Origin of the sequence: Pseudomonas sp. 14A (genome assembly GCF_018132745.1) — a bacterium.
GTDB classification, from domain to species: Bacteria; Pseudomonadota; Gammaproteobacteria; order Pseudomonadales; family Pseudomonadaceae; genus Aquipseudomonas; species Aquipseudomonas mercuritolerans.
The window spans coordinates 385,018-409,572 of sequence record NZ_JAGRQJ010000003.1 but is presented as its reverse complement, the minus strand read 5'-3'; the positions used below and the strand labels follow the sequence as shown (position 1 = coordinate 409,572).

The 24,555-nt window shown below is 59.3% G+C and carries 22 protein-coding genes; 8 read left to right on the top strand and 14 right to left on the bottom strand.

Annotation, left to right across the window (positions count from 1 at the left end):
- Nucleotides 1-374: 374 nt before the first annotated feature.
- Nucleotides 375-1,106, bottom strand: a complete 732-nt coding sequence (locus tag PS14A_RS04470; RefSeq protein WP_212615400.1) for a tellurite resistance TerB family protein — start codon at nucleotides 1,104-1,106, stop codon at nucleotides 375-377.
- 294 nt (nucleotides 1,107-1,400) lie between these two features.
- Between PS14A_RS04470 and ydcS the strand changes: the two genes are divergently transcribed.
- From ydcS to PS14A_RS04445, 5 genes are all read left to right on the top strand, one after another.
- The gene (ydcS, locus tag PS14A_RS04465) at nucleotides 1,401-2,552 is read left to right on the top strand and encodes a putative ABC transporter substrate-binding protein YdcS (RefSeq protein WP_212615399.1); all 1,152 of its coding nucleotides are present in this window, start codon (nucleotides 1,401-1,403) and stop codon (nucleotides 2,550-2,552) included.
- A 147-nt stretch (nucleotides 2,553-2,699) separates the two neighbouring features.
- Nucleotides 2,700-3,737 carry an ABC transporter ATP-binding protein gene (locus tag PS14A_RS04460; RefSeq protein WP_212615398.1) on the top strand — a complete coding sequence of 346 codons (1,038 nt, stop codon included), beginning with the start codon at nucleotides 2,700-2,702 and terminating at the stop codon, nucleotides 3,735-3,737.
- A 1-nt stretch (nucleotide 3,738) separates the two neighbouring features.
- The gene (locus PS14A_RS04455; RefSeq protein ID WP_212615397.1) at nucleotides 3,739-4,674 is read left to right on the top strand and encodes an ABC transporter permease; all 936 of its coding nucleotides are present in this window, start codon (nucleotides 3,739-3,741) and stop codon (nucleotides 4,672-4,674) included.
- The gene (locus PS14A_RS04450) at nucleotides 4,664-5,488 is read left to right on the top strand and encodes an ABC transporter permease (RefSeq protein WP_212615396.1); all 825 of its coding nucleotides are present in this window, start codon (nucleotides 4,664-4,666) and stop codon (nucleotides 5,486-5,488) included. Before PS14A_RS04455 ends, PS14A_RS04450 begins: the two co-directional genes overlap by 11 nt.
- A 160-nt stretch (nucleotides 5,489-5,648) precedes the next feature.
- Entirely contained in the window at nucleotides 5,649-7,073 is a 1,425-nt protein-coding gene (locus tag PS14A_RS04445; protein WP_212615395.1) for a gamma-aminobutyraldehyde dehydrogenase, read from the top strand.
- A gap of 173 nt (nucleotides 7,074-7,246) precedes the next feature.
- Here PS14A_RS04445 and PS14A_RS04440 read toward each other — a convergent pair whose 3' ends face one another.
- The 3 genes from PS14A_RS04440 to PS14A_RS04430 all read right to left on the bottom strand — a co-directional run bounded on the left by PS14A_RS04440 (nucleotide 7,247) and on the right by PS14A_RS04430 (nucleotide 8,880).
- On the bottom strand, nucleotides 7,247-7,804 hold the full coding sequence (locus PS14A_RS04440; RefSeq protein ID WP_042606925.1) for a hypothetical protein: 558 nt from the start codon (nucleotides 7,802-7,804) through the stop codon (nucleotides 7,247-7,249).
- 5 nt (nucleotides 7,805-7,809) lie between these two features.
- Nucleotides 7,810-8,391 carry a ComF family protein gene (locus PS14A_RS04435; protein WP_137215227.1) on the bottom strand — a complete coding sequence of 194 codons (582 nt, stop codon included), beginning with the start codon at nucleotides 8,389-8,391 and terminating at the stop codon, nucleotides 7,810-7,812.
- Nucleotides 8,392-8,694: 303 nt separating this feature from the next.
- Entirely contained in the window at nucleotides 8,695-8,880 is a 186-nt protein-coding gene (locus tag PS14A_RS04430; RefSeq protein WP_016771524.1) for a hypothetical protein, read from the bottom strand.
- A gap of 403 nt (nucleotides 8,881-9,283) precedes the next feature.
- Between PS14A_RS04430 and PS14A_RS04425 the strand changes: the two genes are divergently transcribed.
- Entirely contained in the window at nucleotides 9,284-10,912 is a 1,629-nt protein-coding gene (locus PS14A_RS04425; RefSeq protein ID WP_212615394.1) for a glucan biosynthesis protein D, read from the top strand.
- Nucleotides 10,913-11,089: 177 nt separating this feature from the next.
- On the opposite strand, the gene PS14A_RS04420 is transcribed toward PS14A_RS04425, so the two are convergent.
- From PS14A_RS04420 to PS14A_RS04410, 3 genes are all read right to left on the bottom strand, one after another.
- Nucleotides 11,090-12,196 (bottom strand): NADH:flavin oxidoreductase/NADH oxidase, encoded by a 1,107-nt coding sequence (locus PS14A_RS04420; protein WP_212615393.1) that lies wholly within the window; start codon nucleotides 12,194-12,196, stop codon nucleotides 11,090-11,092.
- Between the two features lie 266 nt (nucleotides 12,197-12,462).
- Nucleotides 12,463-14,172, bottom strand: a complete 1,710-nt coding sequence (gene recJ / locus PS14A_RS04415) for a single-stranded-DNA-specific exonuclease RecJ (protein WP_212615392.1) — start codon at nucleotides 14,170-14,172, stop codon at nucleotides 12,463-12,465.
- Nucleotides 14,173-14,226: 54 nt separating this feature from the next.
- Nucleotides 14,227-14,769, bottom strand: a complete 543-nt coding sequence (locus tag PS14A_RS04410) for a YaeQ family protein (RefSeq protein WP_007908961.1) — start codon at nucleotides 14,767-14,769, stop codon at nucleotides 14,227-14,229.
- A 146-nt stretch (nucleotides 14,770-14,915) separates the two neighbouring features.
- Here PS14A_RS04410 and PS14A_RS04405 point away from each other — a divergent pair, with 146 nt between their 5' ends.
- Nucleotides 14,916-16,115 (top strand): CaiB/BaiF CoA-transferase family protein, encoded by a 1,200-nt coding sequence (locus PS14A_RS04405; protein ID WP_212615391.1) that lies wholly within the window; start codon nucleotides 14,916-14,918, stop codon nucleotides 16,113-16,115.
- On the top strand, nucleotides 16,042-17,013 hold the full coding sequence (locus tag PS14A_RS04400) for a TIGR02285 family protein (RefSeq protein WP_212615390.1): 972 nt from the start codon (nucleotides 16,042-16,044) through the stop codon (nucleotides 17,011-17,013). Before PS14A_RS04405 ends, PS14A_RS04400 begins: the two co-directional genes overlap by 74 nt.
- A 178-nt stretch (nucleotides 17,014-17,191) precedes the next feature.
- On the opposite strand, the gene PS14A_RS04395 is transcribed toward PS14A_RS04400, so the two are convergent.
- The 7 genes from PS14A_RS04395 to xerD form a co-directional block, all read right to left on the bottom strand.
- Nucleotides 17,192-17,473 carry a DUF3509 domain-containing protein gene (locus tag PS14A_RS04395; RefSeq protein ID WP_130912392.1) on the bottom strand — a complete coding sequence of 94 codons (282 nt, stop codon included), beginning with the start codon at nucleotides 17,471-17,473 and terminating at the stop codon, nucleotides 17,192-17,194.
- 162 nt (nucleotides 17,474-17,635) lie between these two features.
- A complete protein-coding gene (locus PS14A_RS04390; RefSeq protein WP_130912391.1) occupies nucleotides 17,636-18,043 on the bottom strand; it encodes a response regulator in 408 nt (135 codons plus the stop codon).
- A 117-nt stretch (nucleotides 18,044-18,160) separates the two neighbouring features.
- Nucleotides 18,161-19,531, bottom strand: a complete 1,371-nt coding sequence (locus PS14A_RS04385; protein ID WP_137215222.1) for a transporter substrate-binding domain-containing protein — start codon at nucleotides 19,529-19,531, stop codon at nucleotides 18,161-18,163.
- Between the two features lie 120 nt (nucleotides 19,532-19,651).
- Complete coding sequence (gene thrC / locus PS14A_RS04380) at nucleotides 19,652-21,061, bottom strand: threonine synthase (RefSeq protein ID WP_130912389.1); 1,410 nt, start codon at nucleotides 21,059-21,061, stop codon at nucleotides 19,652-19,654.
- 106 nt (nucleotides 21,062-21,167) lie between these two features.
- Entirely contained in the window at nucleotides 21,168-22,472 is a 1,305-nt protein-coding gene (locus tag PS14A_RS04375; protein ID WP_024011722.1) for a homoserine dehydrogenase, read from the bottom strand.
- Nucleotides 22,473-22,603: 131 nt separating this feature from the next.
- Nucleotides 22,604-23,335 (bottom strand): bifunctional protein-disulfide isomerase/oxidoreductase DsbC, encoded by a 732-nt coding sequence (gene dsbC / locus PS14A_RS04370; protein ID WP_016771534.1) that lies wholly within the window; start codon nucleotides 23,333-23,335, stop codon nucleotides 22,604-22,606.
- Nucleotides 23,336-23,655: 320 nt separating this feature from the next.
- Nucleotides 23,656-24,552 (bottom strand): site-specific tyrosine recombinase XerD, encoded by an 897-nt coding sequence (gene xerD / locus PS14A_RS04365; protein WP_137215221.1) that lies wholly within the window; start codon nucleotides 24,550-24,552, stop codon nucleotides 23,656-23,658.
- Nucleotides 24,553-24,555 lie beyond the last annotated feature (3 nt).

Here is a 24,555-nt window from a genome sequence, read left to right as displayed (position 1 = left end):
AACCTACAGCTGGTTATCAACAACATCAACAACGTATATACAAAAAAAGATTCAATAATAATCACGGGAGACACATATCCATTCAAATACTTCTAGCAGAAGGAAACTTGCTCGACGGCAGGCCCGCCGACTCATACCTCAACGGTCGACTGTTGAATAACACCGATCTGGCGACGAAGTCAGTGCGCTAATCACCGATTGCTAGTGATCTATTTGCCAGCTCTATTACGCGGCTAGTACCAAAAATATGCAGAGCCAGCCGCAAGAGCAATGTCCGCCATCGGGACAAAAGTCGATTCAACGCCGTTAGGAGAACGTCGGAAACGCAGGAAGTCTAGCTAACGTAAACGGGCAACCGGCGATCGCCACTACGATTACACGCTATCCGCCCCCACCAACCGCACCTGCCTCTCCAACTCCACCTTCAACCCCGGCTCCAGCTTCAACTGCCGCGCCAGTTCATCCAGATAGCTCTTCTCCATAAAATTCTCCTCATCCACCAGCATCACACTGGCGATGTACATCTCCGCCGCCATTTCCGGCGTGCTCGCCGCGCGAGCGACGTCGGTGGGGTCGAGGGGTTTGTTGAGTTCGGCGTGGAGCCAGTGTTGCAGTTCCTGATCGTTGTCGAGTTTTGTGAATTCGCCTTCGATCAGTTCGCGCTCGCGCTCGTCGATGTGGCCGTCGGCTTTGGCGGCGGCGACCAGGGCTTTGAGGATTGCCTGGCTGTGCTGCTCGACTTGAGCGGGTGGCAGGCGGTCGAGGGTTTGCGGTTCGCGTTGGGGTGCGCTGCCTTTTTGGGCGTTGTAGTTGCCGTAAGCCTTGAAAGCCAGTACGCCCAGTGCAGCGAGGCCGCCGTAGATCGCGACTTTGCCGCCGACCTTGCGGACCTTTTTATTGCCGAGCAGCAGGCCCATCGCGCCTGCGGCCAATGCGCCGCCACCCGCGCCGGAGAGCAGGCCGCCGAGGCCGCTGGAGCCAGACGAGCCACCGAGCAAGCCGCCAAGTCCGCTCGCAGCCGATTTGCTGGAAGCGCCGCCGGCCTTGTTCTGCAGCATTTCCTGCCCGGACTTGAGCAGTTGATCGAGCAATCCACGGGTGTTCATGTTCCGTCTCCATACAAGGGTTATCCGGATCTAAGGCCCTCAGCCTAGTTCGAAAGTGCCCCAACCCGCCCCGCGAGTGTGCTTCCAGATGTTGCTCGCGCTCTGGATTGAAGTGCGCAGCTGACCTTGGGAAAACCCATCTACACTTCAGCCGGGCGAAACAATATCCGCCGCCGTAATCGAGATCGCCCGCCCCGCTTCGGCCTTCTGACTACGCTGATAACAAGCCGCCAACGGCATGCTGCACCGCGTTCACAACTGCCCCGACCATAATATGAAAAAGAGGGATCAACCATGTTCGTGCACAAGACCGCACTGCTCAGTGCAATCACCACGGCGCTGCTGGCCAGCGCCAGTTTGCAGGCCGCCGAGCCGTTGAAGGCTGTCGGCGCTGGCGAAGGTCAGCTGGATATCGTGGCGTGGCCGGGTTACATCGAACGTGGCGAGAGCGACAAGGCCTACGACTGGGTCAGCGGTTTCGAGAAGGAAACCGGCTGCAAGGTCAACGTCAAGACAGCGGCGACCTCCGATGAAATGGTCAGCCTGATGGCCAAGGGCGGGTATGACCTGGTCACTGCGTCCGGTGATGCGTCGCTGCGCTTGATCGCCGGCAAGCGTGTGCAACCGATCAATACCGCGTTGATCCCGAGCTGGAACACCCTCGACCCGCGCCTCAAGGATGCGCCGTGGTACGTGGTCAACAGCCAGACTTACGGCACACCGTATCAATGGGGGCCGAACGTGTTGATGTACAACACCAATGTGTTCAAGACGCCGCCGACCAGTTGGAGCGTGCTGTTCGACGCGCAGAATTTTCCCGACGGCAAGCCGAACAAGGGTCGTGTGCAGGCTTATGACGGACCGATCTATATCGCCGACGCAGCCTTGTATCTGAAGACCGCCAGGCCGGAGCTGGGCATCGACGATCCGTATCAGCTCACCGAAGCGCAGTACAAAGCCGTGCTCGATCTGTTGCGCGCGCAGCAGCCGCTGATTCACCGCTACTGGCACGACACCACGGTGCAGATGAGCGATTTCAAAAACGAAGGTGTGGTCGCATCGAGCGCCTGGCCGTATCAGGTCAACGGCCTGATCAACGAGAAGCAGCCGATCGCCTCGACTATCCCCAAAGAAGGCGCCACCGGCTGGGCCGACACCACCATGCTGCACACTGAGGCCAAGCATCCGAACTGCGCGTACAAGTGGATGGACTGGTCGCTGAAGCCCAAGGTCCAGGGTGATGTGGCGGCGTGGTTTGGTTCGTTGCCGGCGGTGCCAGCAGCGTGCAAGGAAAGCGAGTTGCTCGGTGCTGAGGGCTGCAAGACCAATGGTTTTGATCAGTTCGACAAGATCGCTTTCTGGAAGACCCCGCAGGCTGAGGGCGGCAAGTTCGTGCCGTATAGCCGCTGGACGCAGGATTACATTGCGATCATGGGCGGCCGTTAAACCCTCTTCGCGAGCAGGCTCGCTCCCACATTGGATTGTATTCCTCCTGTGAGAGCGAGCCTGCTCGCGAAGCTCTTAAGATTCAGGTTTTCCAGCAGTAAGGCCGAGCAGGCGCGACAGCCCTCGCCTTTTGGGGAGCAACACACCATGCCACTTGCAGTCCAGTTCACCAACGTGTCCCGGCAGTTCGGTGAGGTGAAGGCCGTTGACCGGGTTTCCATCGATATCGAGGACGGCGAGTTCTTTTCCATGCTCGGCCCCTCGGGTTCGGGCAAAACCACTTGCCTGCGCCTGATTGCCGGTTTTGAGCAACCGAGCGCCGGATCGATCCGCATCCACGGCGCCGAAGCGGCCGGTTTGCCGCCATATCAACGTGACGTCAACACAGTGTTTCAGGACTACGCGCTGTTCCCGCACATGAACGTGCTTGATAACGTCGCCTACGGTTTGAAGGTCAAAGGCGTCGGTAAGGCTGAACGTCACAAACGTGCCGAAGAAGCCCTGGACATGGTCGCCCTCGGTGGTTACGGCGCGCGCAAACCGGTGCAGTTGTCCGGTGGTCAGCGTCAGCGCGTCGCCCTCGCCCGCGCTCTGGTCAATCGCCCGCGTGTGCTATTGCTCGATGAGCCGCTCGGCGCGCTGGATCTGAAACTGCGCGAACAGATGCAAAGCGAACTGAAGAAGCTGCAACGCCAGCTCGGCATCACTTTCATTTTCGTCACCCATGATCAGACCGAAGCGCTGTCGATGTCCGATCGCGTCGCCGTGTTCAACAACGGCCGCATCGAACAGGTCGACACGCCGCGCAATCTGTACATGAAGCCGACCACCACTTTCGTCGCTGAATTCGTCGGCACGTCGAACGTGATCCGAGGCGATCTGGCGCGGCAAATCAGCGGTCATTCGCAAGCGTTTTCGATCCGTCCGGAACACGTGCGTTTCGCCGATGGCCCGCTCGCCAGTGATGAAATCGAAGTCAGCGGCCTGCTCCACGACATCCAGTATCAGGGCAGCGCCACGCGTTATGAACTGAAGCTCGAAAACGGCCAGAACCTGAGCATCAGCCACGCCAACAATCAATGGCTCGACAGCAGCGCGCAACATCAGACCGGGCAGCGAGTGAGTGCGCGCTGGGCACGGGAAGCGATGGTTGAACTGCATGACAACGTGGCGAGCGAGGTGTGACATGAGCACGCTCGCGATGAATTCGTCGCCACCGCTGCGCAGGTTTTCCAACCTGCTCTACCACAGGCCCAACCTATACCTGTCGATGCTGCTGGTGCCGCCGCTGCTGTGGTTCGGCGCGATCTATCTCGGCTCGTTGCTGATGCTGCTGTGGCAGGGTTTCTACACCTTCGACGACTTCACCATGGCAGTCACGCCGGACCTGACGCTGGCCAATTTTGCCGCGCTGTTCCAGCCGTCGAACTTCGACATCATCCTGCGCACGCTGAGCATGGCGATCGTCGTCTCGATCGCCAGCGCCATCGTTGCATTCCCGATCGCCTACTACATGGCGCGCTATACCACGGGCAAGACCAAGGCGTTTTTCTACATCGCGGTGATGTTGCCGATGTGGGCCAGTTACATCGTCAAGGCTTACGCGTGGACGCTGCTGCTGGCCAAGGGCGGCGTGGCGCAATGGTTCGTTCAGCACCTGGGGCTGGAGCCGCTGTTGCAGTGGGTTCTGGGGATTCCCGGTGTCGGCGGCAGCACACTGTCGACCTCGCATCTGGGGCGGTTCATGGTGTTCGTCTATATCTGGCTGCCGTTCATGATCCTGCCGATCCAGGCCTCGCTGGAGCGCTTGCCGCCGTCGCTGTTGCAGGCGTCTGCCGACTTGGGCGCCAAGCCGCGTCAGACCTTTATGCAAGTGATCTTGCCTTTGTCGATTCCGGGGATTGCAGCGGGTTCGATCTTCACTTTTTCGCTGACCCTGGGCGACTTCATCGTGCCGCAATTGATCGGCCCGCCGGGCTACTTCGTTGGCAGCATGGTATACGCGCAGCAAGGAGCAATCGGCAATATGCCAATGGCGGCGGCGTTTACGCTGGTGCCGATCGTGCTGATTGCGGTTTACCTGGCCATCGTCAAACGTCTGGGGGCTTTCGATGCGCTCTGACTCCTCATCCCAAGGGCGTGCTTCTATAGGTTTGCGCATCGCAGCCTGGGGCGGGCTGGTGTTTCTGCACTTCCCGATCCTGATCATCTTCCTCTACGCCTTCAACACCGAAGACGCGGCCTTCAGTTTTCCGCCGAAGGGCTTCACGCTGCACTGGTTCAGCGTGGCGTTTTCCCGGCCGGACGTGCTGGAGGCGATCAAGCTGTCATTGCAGATCGCAGCCATCGCCACGTTGATCGCCATGGTGCTCGGCACACTCGCGTCGGCCGCGTTATACCGGCGCGATTTCTTCGGCAAGCAAGGCATATCGCTGATGCTGATTTTGCCGATCGCGTTGCCGGGGATCATCACCGGGATCGCCTTGCTGGCGACGTTCAAGTCGCTGGGCATCGAGCCGGGGATGTTCACCATCATCGTCGGCCACGCGACGTTCTGCGTGGTGATCGTCTACAACAACGTTATCGCCCGCCTGCGCCGCACTTCACACAGTCTGATCGAAGCGTCGATGGATCTCGGCGCCGACGGCTGGCAGACCTTCCGCTACATCGTCCTGCCGAACCTCGGCTCGGCGTTACTCGCGGGCGGCATGCTGGCGTTTGCGTTGTCGTTCGATGAAATCATCGTCACCACATTCACCGCCGGGCATGAACGCACGTTGCCGTTGTGGCTGCTTAATCAGCTCAGTCGCCCACGGGATGTGCCGGTGACCAACGTTGTCGCAATGCTGGTAATGATCGTGACAATGGTGCCGATTCTCGGCGCGTATTACCTGACGCGCGGGGGCGAGAGTGTGGCTGGGAGTGGCGGGAAATAACCAAATGACTGAAGAAACCAGATCCCCGTAGGAGCTGCCGAAGGCTGCGATCTTTTGATCTTGATCTTCAAAGCAACATCAAAAGATCGCAGCCTTCGGCGGCTCCTACAGGTGGATTCGGTTTCGACAGAAAAACAAAAGTGTTAGCGAGGGCAATGAAATGCAAACCAGACTCTTGATCAACGGCCAACTGATCGACGGCGAAGGCCCGGCGCAACCGGTGCTCAATCCTGCGCGGGGCGAAACACTGGTGGAGATCAACGAAGCCAGCGAAGCCCAGGTCGATGCCGCCGTGCGTGCCGCCGACAAGGCCTTCGCCGAGTGGTCACAAACCGCGCCGAAAGACCGCTCGCTGCTGCTGCTCAAACTCGCCGATGCCATCGAAGCCCACGGCGAGGAACTGGCGAAGCTGGAATCCGACAACTGCGGCAAACCTTACAGCGCCGCGCTCAACGACGAGATTCCGGCGATTGCCGACGTGTTCCGCTTCTTCGCCGGCGCCAGTCGTTGCATGGGCGGTTCGGCCGCTGGCGAATACTTGCCCGGCCACACCTCGATGATCCGTCGCGATCCGGTCGGCGTGATCGCCTCGATCGCACCGTGGAACTACCCTCTGATGATGGTCGCCTGGAAAATTGCTCCGGCGTTGGCTGCCGGTAATACCGTGGTGCTCAAACCATCGGAACAAACTCCGCTGACCGCGTTGCGTCTGGCCGAACTGGCGTCGGAAATCTTCCCGGCCGGCGTGCTCAATCTGGTATTCGGTCGCGGTCCTACGGTCGGCAGTCCACTGGTGAACCATCCGAAAGTGCGCATGGTTTCCCTGACCGGATCGATCGCCACGGGCGCCAACATCATTTCCAGCACCGCCGATAGCGTCAAACGCATGCACATGGAACTGGGCGGCAAGGCGCCGGTAATCATCTTTGACGATGCCGATATCGACGCGGCAGTAGAAGGTATACGTACCTTCGGCTTCTACAACGCCGGTCAGGATTGCACCGCTGCATGCCGGATCTACGCGCAGCAAGGCATCTACGACACGTTCGTCGAGAAGCTCGGCGCGGCGGTCAGCAGCATCAAGTACGGCTTGCAGGACGATCCGTCGACCGAACTCGGCCCATTGATCACCGCGCAACATCGCGACCGTGTTGCCGGGTTCGTCGAACGCGCCGTGGCACAACCGCACATTCGCCTGATCACCGGCGGCAAATCGGTCGACGGCGATGGTTTCTTCTTCGAACCAACCGTATTGGCCGACGCGCAGCAGGATGACGAAATCGTCCGCCGTGAAGTATTCGGGCCGGTGGTCTCAGTGACGAAATTTACCGATGAAGCACAGGCGCTGGAGTGGGCCAACGATTCGGACTACGGCCTGGCGTCATCCGTGTGGACCTCCGATGTGGGACGCGCGCATCGTCTGTCGGCGCGCTTGCAGTACGGCTGCACATGGGTGAATACGCACTTCATGCTCGTCAGCGAAATGCCCCATGGCGGCCAGAAACTGTCCGGCTACGGCAAGGACATGTCCATGTTCGGGCTGGAGGACTACACCACGGTTCGGCATGTGATGTTCAAGCACTAGGATCCAGAACCTTCGCGAGCAGGCTCGCCCCCACATTTGATCTCTATTTCCTGTGGGAGCGAGCCTGCTCGCGAAAGTGTCACCTCGGCTCCAGAACGGAAACCGGCTCAATGCACCACTTTCCTGGGCCCGCATGAACAAGTTCAGGGGCCATCACCCCCCGGAAAGCATCATCAAAACAAAAGCTCTGCCTGATCGTGTTTCAGCAAGGATATACGATCGAACAGCCTGATTTTTTCATTGGCTTTTTGCCTGGCGTGATCGGACATGACTGCAATCAACTCCTCGAGCTGGCTGACATCTCCAACCACTTTGAATTGCTTTTCCTTGTTGACGAATACAAGCGACTTCTTTTTTCTGGATAACAGTTCGATCACATTGCTGAGCGTACCGGTACTCTTTGCATCCCAGATCATCAAGCCATAGTCAGCCGCTTCGGCCATGACCACGTCTTTTTCGGTGAAAAAGGCTCTTGATCCTTTGGTATGTTTTGAGGCCACGGGCCTGGCGGGCCACTGCCCAAGGTTATTCCTGGGCACCGAGCCGCTGCAGAACACCGTTGTTCTGGAAGCTTCGAGACTCAGCAGGTACTCCTGAATGGAGCTATCAGCGCCACCCGCATCACCCACCACCACCTCAAAATCAGACGCAACGATATTATTGATGCGCTCTTTAACCTTTGGATCAAGGTTCTTGATGTTGATAGAGCCAGCAATAAATACAGTGGTCATTGAGTTCATTTCCAGGTAAGTGCCGCTACGTAAATCTTTCCGACCTTTGGATATTTACGTAAAACGGCGCAGGCCGCGTCCATCGACGCGCCGCTATCAAACAAATCATCTACCACCAAAACATTCCAGCGCCCGTCAGTAGTGATTTCGTCATTGACGCTAAAACTGTTTCCAATCGCTGCAACCTTGTCTGCTTTGGAATGCAGATCCTTCAACGATTTCCCCGTAGCCGCCTTTCGGAGCAAATCCGAGAAAACCGGTCGCCCGATGATTCGTCCCAACGCCAATGCGACCTCGGTTACCGGTTGGCGCTGACGAATATTCGAAGCTGGCATAGGCACTACGAAACCTACCTGATCCAGTTTTGGGAACACGTTTGTCGCTACCGCTTGAGCAAGTGGGCCGACCTGGTTCCAATCCTTCTGGTACTTGAGCCGGTAGGTCGCCTCACCGATCTCGGTACGCTGATTATCGAAACATGCGTGTCCGCGATCATCGTTGCCGAGAAAGGTACTACTTACCATGTGTTTGTCCAGCACCCAGCCCTGATCCCAAGGGCCATTGATCTGCTTGAGAGACACCTTCATTGAATTCTCCGTTATTCGTAACAATCTCTTTAGCCCTGAAACCAAGGGCCGGGCATCTGCAGCGACGCGTAAGATCAAACAAATAACGGAAAAAACACCGGCTAGGGGTGGTCACGCTGATGCCTGCACAAAAACAGGCATTTCCTACAGATACGACCTTCCTGAAAAACTCTCATTTCCTACAGCATCATCCAGTTGCTGCTAAAAAACTGTGGCAAGGGAGCAAACTCCCTCGCCACAGGTAAGGTTGATTTATCTGTCCACCGTGTAAGCCAAATCGCTTTCAGGGTGCCTGCTTCAGTGTTAAAACCGCGAAACACTCCGCATCGCATCCACCAGATAGCGCATGGCGATCCGGTCGCTTTCCGATAGCTCTCGATAACGTTCCACCAGCTTCAATTCCTCGGAATTGAGACGGCGTCTTCTGCGCCCGCCGCCCAAGCAAGGGAAGATGCCCAACATTTCGGTGATGCCCTGTATTTTTGCCATGGACGATGTCCTTCTCTATTGAGTCAAGAAACTGCTGAACCTCACATCGCCCTGCCTCTTCGAGCAGCGTCGTGTGCCCCGCCGGCACGAAGGCTTGTATCCGGTCTTGCTCATAGAATAGGAATTAAATCGGCGTTGAAAAGTGGTTTTTAGAGTAATTAATCGAAAAAAGCAGATATGCCCTCTAAATCAGATAGCCCTGTCAGAAAAATTACAGACATGTCTTGTTTCATTGCCAGATGACGCAACGCAAACAAGCCTTTTTGCCCGACAATCGAACCGATTAAGCTAGCGGGCATCTGTTTATAGTCCGTTGCGTTTGGCCGAAGGCATGACCGAACCGTAATTTCCGATCCGATACGTGCCAGGAACGGCGCGGGATTGCACACGACAGGTTGTATTTATGCACCGCAGGAATTTGCTCAAAGCGTCCATGGCCATTGCGGCCTATACCGGTCTTTCCGCGTCGGGCCTGTTGGCCGCTCGCGCCTGGGCGGCCAATGGTGGCGCCGCCGATGGCGAGGCTCAGGCCTTCGATTTCGAATCGCTGAAGCGTCAGGCCAAGCAGCTCGCCGGCAATGCCTATCAGGATACGAAACAGGTGTTGCCGCCGACCCTGGCGACCATGACTCCGCAGAATTTCAACGCGATCCGCTACGACGGCGAGCATTCCCTGTGGAAGGAAAACAAAGGCCAGCTGGACGTACAGTTCTTCCACGTCGGCATGGGTTTCCGTCAACCGGTGCGCATGTACAGCGTTGATCCGAAAACACGCATGGCGCGCGAAGTGCACTTCCGCCCGGCGCTATTCAACTACGAGAACACTTCGGTCGACACCCAGCAGCTCAAGGGCGACCTGGGTTTTGCCGGCTTCAAGTTGTTCAAGGCGCCGGAGCTGGATCGCCATGACGTAGTGTCGTTCCTCGGCGCCAGCTATTTCCGTGCGGTCGACGCCACTGGCCAATATGGCCTCTCCGCGCGCGGCCTGGCCATCGACACGTACGCAAAGAAGCGCGAAGAATTTCCCGACTTCACCAAGTTCTGGTTCGAGACGCCGGACAAGAACGCCACACGTTTTGTGGTCTACGCCCTGCTCGACTCGCCGAGCGCCACTGGCGCCTATCGCTTCGACATCGACTGCCAAGCCGAGCGCGTGGTGATGGAAATCGACGCGCACATCAACGCGCGTACCACCATCGAACAACTGGGCGTGGCGCCGATGACCAGCATGTTCAGCTGCGGCACCCACGAACGGCGCATGTGCGACACCATCCACCCGCAGATCCACGACTCTGACCGTCTGGCCATGTGGCGCGGCAATGGCGAGTGGGTCTGCCGTCCGTTAAACAACCCGGCAAAGCTGCAATTCAACGCATTTGCCGACAAGGACCCGAAGGGTTTCGGCCTGGTGCAGACCGACCACGAATTCGCCAACTATCAGGACACTGTCGACTGGTACAGCAAGCGCCCGAGCCTGTGGGTAGAACCGACAACCGCGTGGGGCGAAGGCTCTATCGATCTGCTGGAAATTCCCACGACCGGCGAGACGCTGGATAACATCGTTGCCTTCTGGACGCCGAAGAAACCCGTGGCTGCCGGTGATTCGCTGAACTACGGGTACAAGCTGTACTGGAGCGCCCTGCCACCGGTCGGCACGCCACTGGCACGGGTCCACGCAACGCGTTCGGGCATGGGCGGCTTCACCGAGGGTTGGGCGCCGGGTGAGCATTACCCGCCAGTCTGGGCGCGGCGCTTTGCCGTGGACTTCACCGGTGGCGGCCTTGAGCGCCTGCCACAGGGCACCGGGATCGAGCCGGTGATTACCTGTTCCAACGGCAAGGTGCAGGACTTCAGCGTGCTGGTGCTGGATGACATCAAGGGTTATCGGATCCTGTTCGATTGGTACCCGACCAATGACAGCGTCGAGCCGGTGGAACTGCGCCTGTTCATTCGCACCAATGACCGCACGTTGAGCGAGACCTGGTTGTACCAATACTTCCCGCCGGCGCCGGATAAGCGTAAATACCCTTGAGGTTCTAAGGCGGCTGTTCTGGCGTCATTCGCGAGCAGGCTCGCTCCCACACGGGTCCGCATTCCTATTGTGGGAGCGAGCCTGCTCGCGAAGAGGCCCGCCTGGACAACGCAAACTTCTGCGAATAGAAAAGCCCCGACCATCACCGGCTCGGGGCTTTTGCTTTCCAGCCTTCAATCAATCACGCAAATCCGACTCATGAATGGGCTGATCGCGATGAGTCGCGCGTTGATACTGCGCCGGCCACACTGCTTTGCGCCCGCCCAGATCATCGTCGGCGTGCAGCGGCCAGTAGGGATCGCGCAGCAGTTCGCGGGCGAGGAAAATGATATCGGCCTGACAGGTGCGCAGAATGTGCTCGGCCTGTGCAGGCTCGGTAATCATGCCGACAGTGCCCGTGGCGATGCCTGACTCTTTGCGTACCCGCTCGGCGAAGCGCGTCTGATATCCCGGCCCGACCGGAATCTCCGCGTTGGCCGCAGTCCCGCCCGACGACACATCGATCAGATCCGCGCCCAGAGCGTGCAGACGCCGCGCCAGTTCCACCGTCTCATCCGGATTCCAGCCGTCTTCGACCCAATCAGTCGCCGAGACGCGGACAAACACCGGTAATTCCTCCGGCCACACCGCCCTCACCGCTTCGGTGACTTGCAGTACCAGACGGATGCGATTTTCAAACGAACCACCGTACTGATCGCGGCGTTGATTGCTCAGTGGCGAGAGAAACTGATGCAGCAGATAACCGTGCGCGGCATGCACTTCAACCACACTGAACCCGGCCGCCAGCGCGCGTTTGGCCGCGTCGACGAAGGCCTGGATCACGTCGGCGATCTGCCCTTCATCGAGCTGTTTCGGCTGGGTGTGCTGCGGATCGAAAGCAATCGGCGATGGCCCGACCGGGGTCCAGCCGCCATCCTCGGGTTTGACGCTGCCATGCTTGCCGATCCACGGCCGGTGGGTGCTGGCCTTGCGCCCGGCGTGGGCCAGTTGAATACCAGCGACCGCACCCTGGGCGGTGATGAAGCGAGTGATGCGTTGCAGCGGTTCGATCTGTTCGTCGTTCCACAGTCCAAGGTCTTCGGCGGTGATGCGCCCGTCGGCGGTAACCGCCGTGGCTTCGGTGAAAACCAGACCGGCACCGCCCACCGCGCGGCTGCCCAGGTGCACCAGATGCCAGTCGTTGGCCAGGCCATCGACGCTGGAGTACTGGCACATCGGCGACACGGCGATGCGGTTGGGCAGGGTCAGTTGGCGCAGGGTAAAGGGTTCAAGCAGCAGACTCATGGGGCACCTCTCGAATCAGTGGGCAGGCTCCAGGGTTCTGTTTGAAAAGTCGACGAGTGACAGAAAAAGGATGCAGCACCCGCCCCCGCGGGCAAGAATTCGACAAGACGTCACAAGGCCAATCAAGCAGTGCTTAGAGCCTAGTCGACAACCGGAGATGACGGAGGGTTCAGAGTAATTCAGTGTGTGAAAGGACGCTTTCGCGAGCAGGCTCGCTCCCACAAGGCAGCACCGTACCTGTGGGAGCGAGCCTGCTCGCGAATGGCTTAACGCGGTTCGATATGAGCAATCATCAACTGCACAGTCTCGTTGCCACGAAACTCGTTAACGTCGAGCTTGTAAGCCAGTTCAACCCACTGGATCGTCGGGTTCGGCCATACATCGCGATCAACGCCAAACGCGATGCCATCGAGCTTCACCGCACCGCATTCGCTTTTCAGCACCACTTTCAAATGCCGTTCGCCAACCACACGCTGCTCGACCAACTGGAACACGCCATGAAACAGCGGCTCCGGAAAGTGCTGACCCCATGGCCCGGCGTGGCGCAAGGCGCGGGCCAGTTCGAGGTGGAATTCTTCGACGGCCAGCGTGCCGTCCGACAACATGCGCCCGGTGAGGTCTTCTTCGCGAAGTTGCCTACGCACTTCAGCGTCGAAAGCCTCGGCGAACAACGGAAAATTCTCCTGCGGCAAGGTCAGACCAGCGGCCATCGCGTGGCCACCGTACTTGGCGATCAGGTTCGGATGCTGCGCCGCGACCACGCTCAGCGCATCGCGAATATGGAAGCCCTGCACCGAGCGACCGGAGCCCTTGAGCAGACCATCACCGGCATCGGCGAAAGCAATGGTCGGGCGGAAATAGCGCTCTTTCATGCGCGAAGCGAGAATGCCGATCACACCCTGGTGCCACTCCGGATCGAACAGGCAAAGACCGAACGGCATCGAATCGACCGGCAGATCCTTGAGCTGCGCCAGCGCTTCACGCTGCATGCCCTGCTCGATGGATTTGCGATCCTGGTTCATGCCGTCCAGTTGCGCAGCCATTTCCCGCGCCAAATTGGCGTCGGCGGTGAGCAGGCATTCGATGCCCAGGCTCATGTCGTCCAGACGTCCGGCGGCGTTCAGGCGAGGGCCGACGATAAAACCCAGGTCGGTGGAAGTGATCCGCGCAGCCTCTCGCTTGGCGACTTCGAGAATCGCCTTGATCCCCGGCCGTGCCCGGCCGGCACGAATCCGCTCCAGCCCTTGATGCACAAGGATGCGGTTGTTGGCATCCAGCGGCACCACGTCGGCGACGCTGCCCAGCGCTACCAGATCGAGCAGTTCGCCGATGTTCGGTTGCGGCTTGCTTTCGTACCAGCCGAGGCTGCGCAGACGCGCGCGCAAGGCCATCAACACATAAAAAATCACCCCGACACCGGCCAGCGCCTTGCTTGGAAATTCGCAGCCCGGCTGGTTCGGATTGACCAGCGCATCGGCCTGCGGCAGTTCATCGCCGGGCAAGTGGTGGTCGGTGATCAACACTTTCAGTCCGGCGCGCTTGGCCGCCGCGACGCCTTCGACGCTGGAAATACCATTGTCGACGGTGATCAATAGTTGCGGTTCGCGGGTCAGCGCGACTTCGACGATTTCCGGCGTCAGGCCATAGCCGTATTCGAAACGGTTCGGCACCAGATAATCGACATGCGCCGCGCCCAGCAGGCGCAGGCCGAGCACACCGACCGTGCTGGCGGTGGCGCCGTCCGCATCGAAGTCGCCGACGATCAGAATGCGCTGGCGTTGCTCCAATGCCGTCACCAGCAGGTCGACCGCCGCATCAATGCCTTTGAGCTGGTGAAACGGGATCAGGCGCGCCAGACTTTTGTCCAGCTCCGCTTCAGATTGCACGCCCCGCGCCGCATACAGGCGGGTCAGCAGTGGCGGCAGATCACCGAGGAAAGGCAGCGTGGCAGGCAGTTGACGAGGTTCGATACGCATGGGGCGACGGAGGCTTCTCTTTGATTCGTGGGAAATATCAGCGGTGATGCGACCTCAGCCGCGCTCACCTTGCAGCCATTGCAACTGGACTTCGTGCTGACCGCGATCATCGGTGACGAAGATCGTGCCTTCGCTGATCATCACGTCCCACTTGATGACGCGCGGCATGTCCTTGGCCAGGGTTTCCAGCACTTCCTGCGGAACGGCTGCGATGTTGACGTTTTTCAGGTTCTTGATCGCCGGGATCACCTTGGTTTCCCAGACTCGCAGGCTGCCGTAGGCCAGCAGGCTGGTGCGTTCGGTGCGACGCGAGCACCAGGTCAGGCGATCGGCATCCGGCTGGCCGACTTCGATCCAGTGCAGGACACGGTCGTCCAGGCTCTTTTCCCACAAGGCCGGTTCATCCACGTCTGACAGACCACGGCCGAACGACAGCTGCTCGTTGTACCAGAGCGCGTAGGCCAGCAGCCGCACGGTCATGCGCTCTTCGGTCTCCGAAGGATGACGGGCAATGGTCTGCTTGACGCTCTCGTACACGCTGCGGTCGAGGTCGGTGAGGTTCAGTTCGAATTTGTAGGTAGTGGACGGCTGGGCCATGAACGGGCTTCTTGATACGAGGAAAGTCGGCAAGTCTAACCGATGCCACCGGCAATCATCGAATTGATGGCGATCAAGCTGCGGCGTCTGACAGCCGGCTATGTTAAAACCCTGTATCCGCTCAGCCTTGTCCCACAGGATTTCGCATGCCGTTCACCAGCAAACCGCTCTCGGGTCTGAAAGTCATTGAATTGGGTACGCTGATCGCCGGGCCGTTCGCCTCGCGCATTTGTGGCGAGTTTGGCGCTGAAGTGATCAAGATCGAGTCGCCGGACGGCGGCGATCCCCTGCGCAAGTGGCGCAAGTTGTACGAAGGCACCTCGTTGTGGTGGTTCGTCCAGGCGCGCAACAAGAAGTCGCTGACCCTGAACCTCAAACACCCCGACGGTTTGGCGATCCTGAAACAACTGCTCGGTGAAGCCGACATCCTCATTGAAAACTTCCGCCCCGGAGTGCTGGAAAAACTCGGTCTGAGCTGGGAAACGTTGCATGCACTGAATCCGAAACTGGTGATGGTGCGCCTCTCCGGTTTCGGTCAGACCGGGCCGATGAAAGACCAGCCAGGTTTCGGTGCGGTCGGCGAGTCCATGGGCGGTCTGCGGTACATCACCGGTTTTGAAGATCGGCCACCGGTGCGTACCGGGATTTCCATCGGCGATTCGATTGCCGCGCTATGGGGCGTGATCGGTGCGCTGATGGCGCTGCGTCATCGCGAGGTCAATGGCGGACTCGGCCAAGTGGTCGACGTCGCCCTGTATGAAGCGATTTTCGCGATGATGGAAAGCATGGTGCCGGAGTTCGACGTGTTCGGTTTCATTCGTGAGCGCAGCGGCAATATCATGCCGGGCATCACGCCTTCTTCGATCCATACCAGCGCCGACGGCAAGCATGTGCAGATTGGCGCCAATGGTGATGCGATCTTCAAACGCTTCATGCTCGTGATTGGCCGCGAAGATCTTGCCAACGACCCACTGCTGGCCAGTAACGACGGGCGCGACAGTCGCCGGGACGAGTTGTATGGCGTGATTGATCGCTGGGTCAATTCGTTGCCGCTGCAAACTGTGCTCGACCTGCTCAATCAGGCCGAAGTACCGGTGAGCCGGATCTTCAGCGCCGAGGACATGTTCAACGATCCGCAATATCTGGCGCGGGAGATGTTCCTCCACGCCAAGCTGCCGGATGGCAAGGACTTCAAGATGCCCGGCATCGTCCCGAAACTTTCCGAAACTCCAGGTTCGTCCGAGTGGGTCGGACCGCAGCTTGGCGAACACAATGCGCTGGTGCTTGGCGGTCTGGGTTACGACGCGGAGCAAATCGCTCGGCTGCGTAAAGACGGAGCCATTTAAGCTGAAGCGTCAGCAGACATCGGGCAGCAAACGCGCCCCTCTACTTTGGACGTTGTTCGGTCTGATGGTGCTTGGCCTGCCGTTGATAGCCCATGCGAAACCGACGCTGATCTGGCTGCTGCGCGACTTGCCGCCCATGACGATTCTTGAAGGACCGAAGAAAGGCCAGGGTGTCATCGATCAACTGATGCCGCAGTTGATCGCCGGCATGCCGCAGTACGAGCACACGCTGATGCGCGTCAACCGCGCTCGCGGCTGGCAGATGCTCGAGGAGAACCCGCTGGCTTGCGACCCCGCGCTGCTCTGGAGCAAGGCGCGCGCACAGTCGGTGACCTATTCGATCCCGGCGATTCGCGCCGTGAGCAATGGGCTGGTGGTGCGCCAGCAGGATCGCGGCGTGCTCGCCCCTTATTTGGTCGCGGGCGAAGTTGATCTGGCGGCGCTGCTGGGGGATGGCGCAAAGCAGCTCGGCGTAGTTGCCGAGCGCAGTTATGGCGAGTTCATCGATAACATCCTGCAACAGGCACCCAAAGGCTCACTCACGCCGCACTACGGCAACGATGCGCTGAGCAATCTGTTGTCGATGCAGCGTCTGGGACGGCTGCAAGTGGTGCTCGGCTATTGGCCGGAAATCCGCTATCAGGCCCGGCACGCACAGATTGACGAAGAAGAACTGCAGTTTTATCCGATCCGGGGCAGCGAGAAATATCTCTCGGGCTACATTGCCTGCTCCGGCACCGAACAAGGGCGCCAAGCCATCGGCGAGATCAATCAGCTGCTGCGCAGCCTGCCGCGCGAACATTTCAATGAGCTTTATGCGCAATGGCTTGATCCAGCAAGAAGAGCGGGCTATCTGGCCGATGCCCGGGCTTTCTTCGAGCTGCAAGCCGCGCATTGAGCAAATCCCGGGCAAAAAGAAACCCCGAGAAGTGGGGAGACGACTCGGGGTTAAACGTGGTCTGCTTCGAGACCCGTAGCAGCAAGCGACAAGCACCGGAGCACAATGCTTGATCCTGCTGTTATGGGGTCTGACTGACAGGGATGCAGGAAGGTTCCCACAAAAAATTTTTCATCTTTTACAGGGCCGGACGCTTGTCCAGAGCCGCATTGCGCAACGCCGCGATGACGCAGGGTTTCAGCCGCCCTTCGGCGATCATGACGTCACGGTGCAGGCCGTCCACCACGTCTGTCAGCAAGCGCTTGTCGCTCAACTGGGCCTGACTGAATTCGCGTTCCACCACAATTGCGCCGCTGCTGTTCTTCAGCGTCACCAGACATTCACCATGGCTGCCACGAGGGGTCAGCGTCACCTGATACGGGCTCAGAGCCTCACCGAGCAATAGACTGATACTTTCCATCTCGATCTCCACTCAATAGTCCGAAAACACAGTGCCTGGGGCGTGTTCACAATAAATGACCACCGGCCCGAGAAGAAAGTTCTGCCTGTCGCGTCCTGATCTCGCGGGACCGCGTCTGACAGAGCATGCACGGCGAAGATGACAGAAAGATAACCGCGAGTTTCAGGCCTCGATGAGTTCCTGTGCAGTCAGCAGATAACTGTCCAGCAGACCTCTCATCAACACCGCCGAGACCGGCGTTTGCAGCCGCCCCAGCAGGCGCAGGCGCTGTTGGCGAAGCACTGGTTCGAGGTCACTCAACAGGCTCTGTGCGACCGCGCCCAGCAGAATCAGTGCACGCGCCTCATGGTGCGCCGCCAGGTGATGAATCAGAGCGAGGCCATCACCGCCCTTGAGTTGCGGATCGCAGATGGCGATATCGACTGCGCCGCGATGCCCCAGTGAACTCAGGGCCGACGCAAGCGAAGGCGCGGTCAATACATCGTAGATGCCGATGGCATTGAGCATTTGATGCAATGCCATCAGCTGGAACGGGTTGGGTTCAAGAATCAGGACTTTAAGCGAGCGCATGGGCGACCTCTGAAGCGATCATCGCGGACTCTCACCGCAGTTGTCGTTCACTCTAGGGCAGGCGTCTTAAGCCTCCCATCAGAAAAGGAGCCGCGTCTTGCAGGACATTTCCTTACTTTATTGCAGACATCGGCAACCGCTCTCGGTCCGGCGCTGGGTGATGTCGGTCCAGCCGCCCAACAAGCCGCGCAATTTGCCGTCGCCGCTGTAAAACGGCACCGTCCACTGATAGACCTCACGCGGCCCGCCATTGAACAGCAACTGCCGCTTGCTGAAGCGCGATTTGCGGGTCTGCAACTGCGCGATGAACTCCTCGTGCAGCATGCGCGCGGTGGCTTCGGGAAACGCATCGACCTCGATCAGCAAGCGTCCGTGCATCTGGTCCAGGCGCACCGACAGCGCCTCTTCGTAACTGCGGTTGCAGATGATCAGGCGCCCCTGCAGATCACGAACAAATACCGGATCGGGCATGGAATCAATCAGGGCGTGCTGAAAGGCCAGTTGGTCCCCCAGTTCCTTTTCCGCTGCGCAGCGCAACTTGATCACGGCCGCCAGCCGCCTGTTCCAGACCAATGACAATATTCCGAAAACACCGATCACGCCCATCGCCCAGCATCCCCACTCGACCAACTGCTGCCAGATCGACGGCACCGGCGTCGGCGAAATGCCTTCGAGCCATTTGAGACGGATCGCCCGCAACTCCGCCGCAGGGAAAGCTTCCAGCGCCTTGTTGAGAATACTCAGCAGCTGCGGCATGCCTTTTCGTACAGCCAGATGATCGGCTTCCCACTTGCCCTCCACCAGGCCTCCAACCTTGAGCATCCCCAACGGGTAAAGCTGCGCGCCGATTTCGTTTTCGATCGTGGCGTAGGCCTCACCGCTCTCGACCAGTGCTCGCGCTTCGGCATAGGTCTTCACCGAGCGTATTTCAATCGCGGGGTAGTCACGCCGGATCAGATCCTCCAGCGCATGCCGGGCCGGCAGTACCACCACGCGATTCGCCAGTTGTTCAAAGGATTCCACGATCGGCGCGTTGGCATGCCCGACGAAGACCCACCCCGCTCCCCCGAAGGCGTGGCTGAAATCCAGGAACATCTTGCGCTCGTCGCTCACGGCCAGGGTCGTACTGATGTCCGCGACCCCGGTTTGCAGACGTTCGAGCATATGATCGGTAGAAAACGATTCCTGATGCTCGAATTGCAGGCCCGTCATTGCACTGACGCGTTTGAGCACATCGTTGTTCAGACCGCTCCACTGCCCGTGTTCGTCCTGAAACAGGTACAGCGGATACTGAACCGAGGCGACTGTGACCTTGGGATTGTCACGGATCCATTGTCGCTCGTGCGCATCCAGTTCGACAGGTGGCACATTGACTGACGCATGCGCCTGATCGAGTGCCATTTGCGCTGCCAAGGCACTGTTGCATCCCAGCATCGCCCACAAAACCAACCAGCCCAGTGCCGGTTTCAAACCTCTGTAAAACAGCATTGCCATTTCCTTCGTGATCGACTCACCCGTCCTTCATGGGTGAAAACCCGAGCAGTGTGGCAGCAGAAACAAAAAAGCCCGTCAGGAGACGGGCTTCAAAATGTGACAGCTTTTGCGCGCTTAAAGGGGCTTGCCGCGGTTGCCATGCTGGCTGACAAAGGCTTGCACGGCTTTGAGATCGTTTGGCAGAACAGTGCAGCGCTCGTTTCGCTCAAACAAATCAGAAAGATGTGCAGGTAGCTCGAGCGCTTTTCCTACACCCGCTTTCTCCACTGCCTCAGGAAACTTGACCGGATGGGCAGTGCCGAGAATCACCATTGGAATGTCCAGACTGCGACGGCATTCGCGCGCGGCCTTGACGCCAATGGCGGTGTGCGGATCCAGCACTTCGCCGGTCTGCTCGTAGACTTCAGCGATGGTTTCGCAGGTTTGTGCGTCATCCACGGCCAGCGAGTCGAACAGTTTGCGCGCTTCGGTCCAGCGCTCTTGTTCAACGCTGAAGCTGCCGTCCTTTTTGAACGAGTCCATCAGGCCGGCGATCGCCGCACCGTTACGCCCGTGCAGGTCGAACAGCAGACGCTCGAAGTTCGACGACACCATGATGTCCATCGACGGCGACAGCGTTGCGTGCAGGGTTTCCTTGACGTACTGGTTGCCGCTCATGAAGCGGTGCAGGATGTCGTTGCGGTTGGTCGCTACGATCAACTGGTTGATCGGCAGGCCCATGTTGCGCGCCAGGTAGCCGGCGAAGATGTCGCCGAAGTTGCCGGTCGGTACCGAGAACGACACCGAACGCGCCGGGCCGCCCAACTGCAGGGCCGCGTGGAAGTAGTAGACGATCTGGGCCATGATCCGCGCCCAGTTGATCGAGTTCACCGCCACCAGACGCGTGCCTTTGAGGAAGCTCTGGTCGGCGAAGCTGTTCTTGACCATTTCCTGGCAGTCATCGAAGTTGCCTTCGATGGCGATGTTGTGGATGTTCTCGCCGAAGATCGTCGTCATCTGCCGACGCTGCACTTCGGATACACGCTGGTGCGGGTGCAGGATGAAGATGTCGACGTTTTCGCAGTGCTTGCATCCTTCGATGGCCGCCGAACCGGTATCGCCGGAGGTGGCGCCGACGATCACCACGCGCTCGCCGCGCTTTTCCAGCACGTAATCGAGCAGACGACCGAGCAGTTGCAGGGCGAAGTCCTTGAACGCCAGGGTCGGGCCGTGGAACAGCTCGAGCACCCATTCATTACCGTTCAACTGACGCAGTGGCGCCACGGCGCTGTGGGCGAACACACCGTAGGTTTCTTCGAGAATCTTCTTGAAGTCGGCGTCGGGAATGCTGCCGGTGACGAACGGACGCATCACCCGGAAGGCCAGCTCGTGATACGGCAGGCCGGCCCAGGAAGCGATTTCTTCCTGAGTGAAACGGGGCAGGTTTTCCGGGACGTACAGACCGCCATCGGTCGCCAGACCGGCCAGCAGGACCTCTTCGAAATTCAGGGCCGGGGCCTGGCCGCGAGTACTGATATATCGCATTTTTTTCAAACCTTCGGTTTGAGCTGCAAGCTGCAAGCTGCAAGTCGCAAGTAAAAGCCAGACTGCTTCTCTCTTGCCGCTTGCAGCTCGAAGCTTGCCGCTGCTTTTAGTTCAAATGTTCGACACGGATCCGTACAACCGGGCCGTCGACGCCAGCCAGTGCTTCCAGCGCGGTGATCGCATCGTTGATGCGCTGCTCGACCACGCGGTGGGTCAGCAGGATCATCGGCACCAGACCGTCATGCTCTTCGACTTCCTTCTGCATGATCGATTCGATATTGATGCCGCGCTCCGACAGGATGCTCGCCACCTGGGCCAGTACGCCCGGATGATCCTTGGCGTGAATGCGCAGGTAATAAGCGCTTTCGCAGGCTTCGATCGGCAGGATCGGATGCGCCGACAGCGAGTCCGGCTGGAAGGCGAGGTGCGGCACACGGTTTTCCGGGTCGGAAGTCATCGCGCGAACTACGTCGACCAGGTCGGCGATCACCGAGGAAGCGGTCGGCTCCATGCCAGCGCCGGCACCGTAGAACAGCGTCGAACCGGCGGCGTCGCCGTTGACCATCACTGCGTTCATCACGCCGTTGACATTGGCGATCAGGCGATCGGCCGGAATCAGCGTCGGGTGCACGCGCAACTCGATGCCGGCGTCAGTGCTGCGCGCCACACCGAGGTGCTTGATGCGATAGCCCAGCGCTTCGGCGTAGTTGACGTCGGCGGTGGTCAGCTTGGTGATGCCTTCGGTGTACGCCTTGTCGAATTGCAGCGGAATGCCGAAGGCAATCGACGCCAGAATGGTCAGCTTGTGCGCGGCATCGATGCCTTCGACGTCGAAGGTCGGGTCGGCTTCGGCGTAACCCAGCGCCTGCGCTTCGGCGAGCACGTCTTCGAACGTACGGCCCTTCTCGCGCATTTCGGTGAGGATGAAGTTGCCGGTGCCGTTGATGATCCCGGCAACCCAGTTGATGCGGTTGGCGGACAGGCCTTCGCGGATCGCCTTGATCACCGGAATGCCACCGGCCACCGCTGCTTCGAACGCCACGATCACGCCTTTCTCGCGTGCCTTGGCAAAAATCTCATTACCGTGAACGGCTATCAGCGCCTTGTTCGCGGTGACCACATGCTTGCCATTCTCGATGGCCTTGAGTACCAGCTCGCGGGCAACGGTGTAGCCGCCCATCAGCTCTATGACGATGTCGATCTCAGGGTTCGTGGCCACTTCGAAGACATCGTTGGTAATCGCAATACCGGTCGTCTGGAACTGAGGCTTTGGCGTGCGGGTGGCAATTTGTGCCACTTCGATTCCACGCCCGGCACGACGAGCAATTTCCTCGGCGTTGCGCTGAAGTACGTTGAAGGTACCGCCACCGACGGTCCCTAACCCACAGATGCCTACTTTGACCGGATTCACTGTGAACTCCCCATGAAACGGCCGACACAGGGTCGGCCGGAAAACAACCGCATGCTCGCGGCTCTCTGTTGATGGCCCGGCGCTGTTGCCGCCGGACCACGATCGTCAACGGTTGCCCGTGACGATGCGAATTACTTCGCGCCCAGCGCCAGTTTGGCGACTTGTGGCGCCGGCTGGTAGCCCGGAATGACCTGGCCGTCGGCCAAAACGATGGCCGGTGTACCGTTCACGCCGATCGACTGACCGAGGGCGAATTGCTTGGAAACCGGGTTATCGCACTTGGCGGCCTTGATTTCCTTGCCATCGACCATTTTGTCCATCGCGGCTTTCTTGTCTTTCGAGCACCACACTGCTTGCAGCTGCTCGTCACCCGGCGAATTCAGGCCCTGGCGCGGAAAAGCCACGTAGCGCACTTCAATGCCGCGCTTGTTCAGCTCGGGCACTTCCGCATGCAGTTTGTGGCAGTACGGACAGGTGGTGTCGGTGAACACGGTGATGTGCGACTTGGTCTCGCCCACGGCCGGGTAGACCACGGTTTCGGCCACCGGGATGGCATTGATCAGTTTGGAAATGCCCAGGCGTTCGGTCTTCTCGGTCAGGTTGACCGGTTTGCCATTCGCCAGCTGATACAGGTTGCCCTGCACGATGTACTGGCCATCGGCGCTGGCGTACAGCACGCGGCTGCCTTTGAGTTTGACTTCGTACATGCCAGGCAACGGGCTGGCACTGATGCTCTCGACCGGAACCTCGAGTTCGAGTTTTTCCAGGCTTTGACGAATGGCTTTGTCGGCCGCGTCGTCGGCGACGGCAAAGGTGCTCACCAACGCAATGGCGGCGGCAGCGAAAATCTGGGTCAGACGCATGAGTACTCCTGAGGGCGGGCGGATGGAACGATCAGAACGCCCGTGCGAAACACCGGGTCATAACCGTCCATCGTGCAAACCGGCAAAGCCTAACACATAAGGTCACGAGGGCCGAATGCGCCTGTCGCCACACACTCATGTGCAACTGACATACATTATTGTGGCGAGGGGATTTATCCCCGTTGGGTTGCGAAGCAGCCCTGAACCATCCACCGCGATCTTTCAGTCAAAATCGAGCCAGCCGGGCGTGCGAATGCTGCGCAGCCGAACGGGGATAAATCCCCTCGCCACAGGTAATTCTCTCAACATAGAAGCCTGCCTTAGCCGCGTGGGTGGTGCTTGGCGTGCAGATCCTGCAATCGGGCGCGGGCGACATGGGTATAGATCTGCGTCGTAGAGAGGTCGCTGTGCCCGAGCAGCATCTGCACCACGCGCAAGTCGGCGCCATGGTTGAGCAGGTGCGTGGCGAACGCGTGACGCAAGGTGTGCGGCGACAGCGACTTGCTGATCCCGGCGACCTTGGCCTGATGCTTGATGCGATGCCAGAACGTCTGCCGGGTCATCTGCTCGCCGCGCTGGCTGGGGAACAGTACATCGCTGGGGCGGCCACCGAGCAGTTCGCTACGGCCGTGGCGCATATAGCGCTCGACCCAGACAATCGCCTCCTCGCCCATCGGCACCAGACGCTCCTTGCTGCCCTTGCCCATCACCCGCAATACGCCTTGGCGCAGGTTGACCTGCTCCAGCGTCAGGCTGATCAGTTCGGTCACGCGCAGGCCACAGGCATACAGCACTTCCAGCATCGCGCGGTCGCGCTGGCCGATGGCGTCACTCAGGTCCGGCGCCTTGAGCAGCGCCTCGACATCGGCTTCCGACAGCGACTTGGGCAACGGCCGACCCAGTTGCGGCATGTCGACGCGCAACGTCGGGTCGACGCTGATCAGTTTTTCCCGCAGCAGATAGCGATAAAAGCCACGCACCCCGGAGAGAAATCTCGCCGTCGAGCGCGGCTTGTAGTTTTGCTCCAGCCGCCACGCCAGGTGATCGAGGATCAATTCGCGGCCGGCATTGATCAGCTCGAGATTTTTTTCCTGCAACCAGCCGTTGAACAGCGCGAGGTCGCTGCGATAGGCGTCGCGGGTGTTGTCGGACAGGCCTTTCTCCAGCCATAAAGCGTCGAGGAATTGATCAATCAGCGGATGGTCGATGGCAGGCATGGG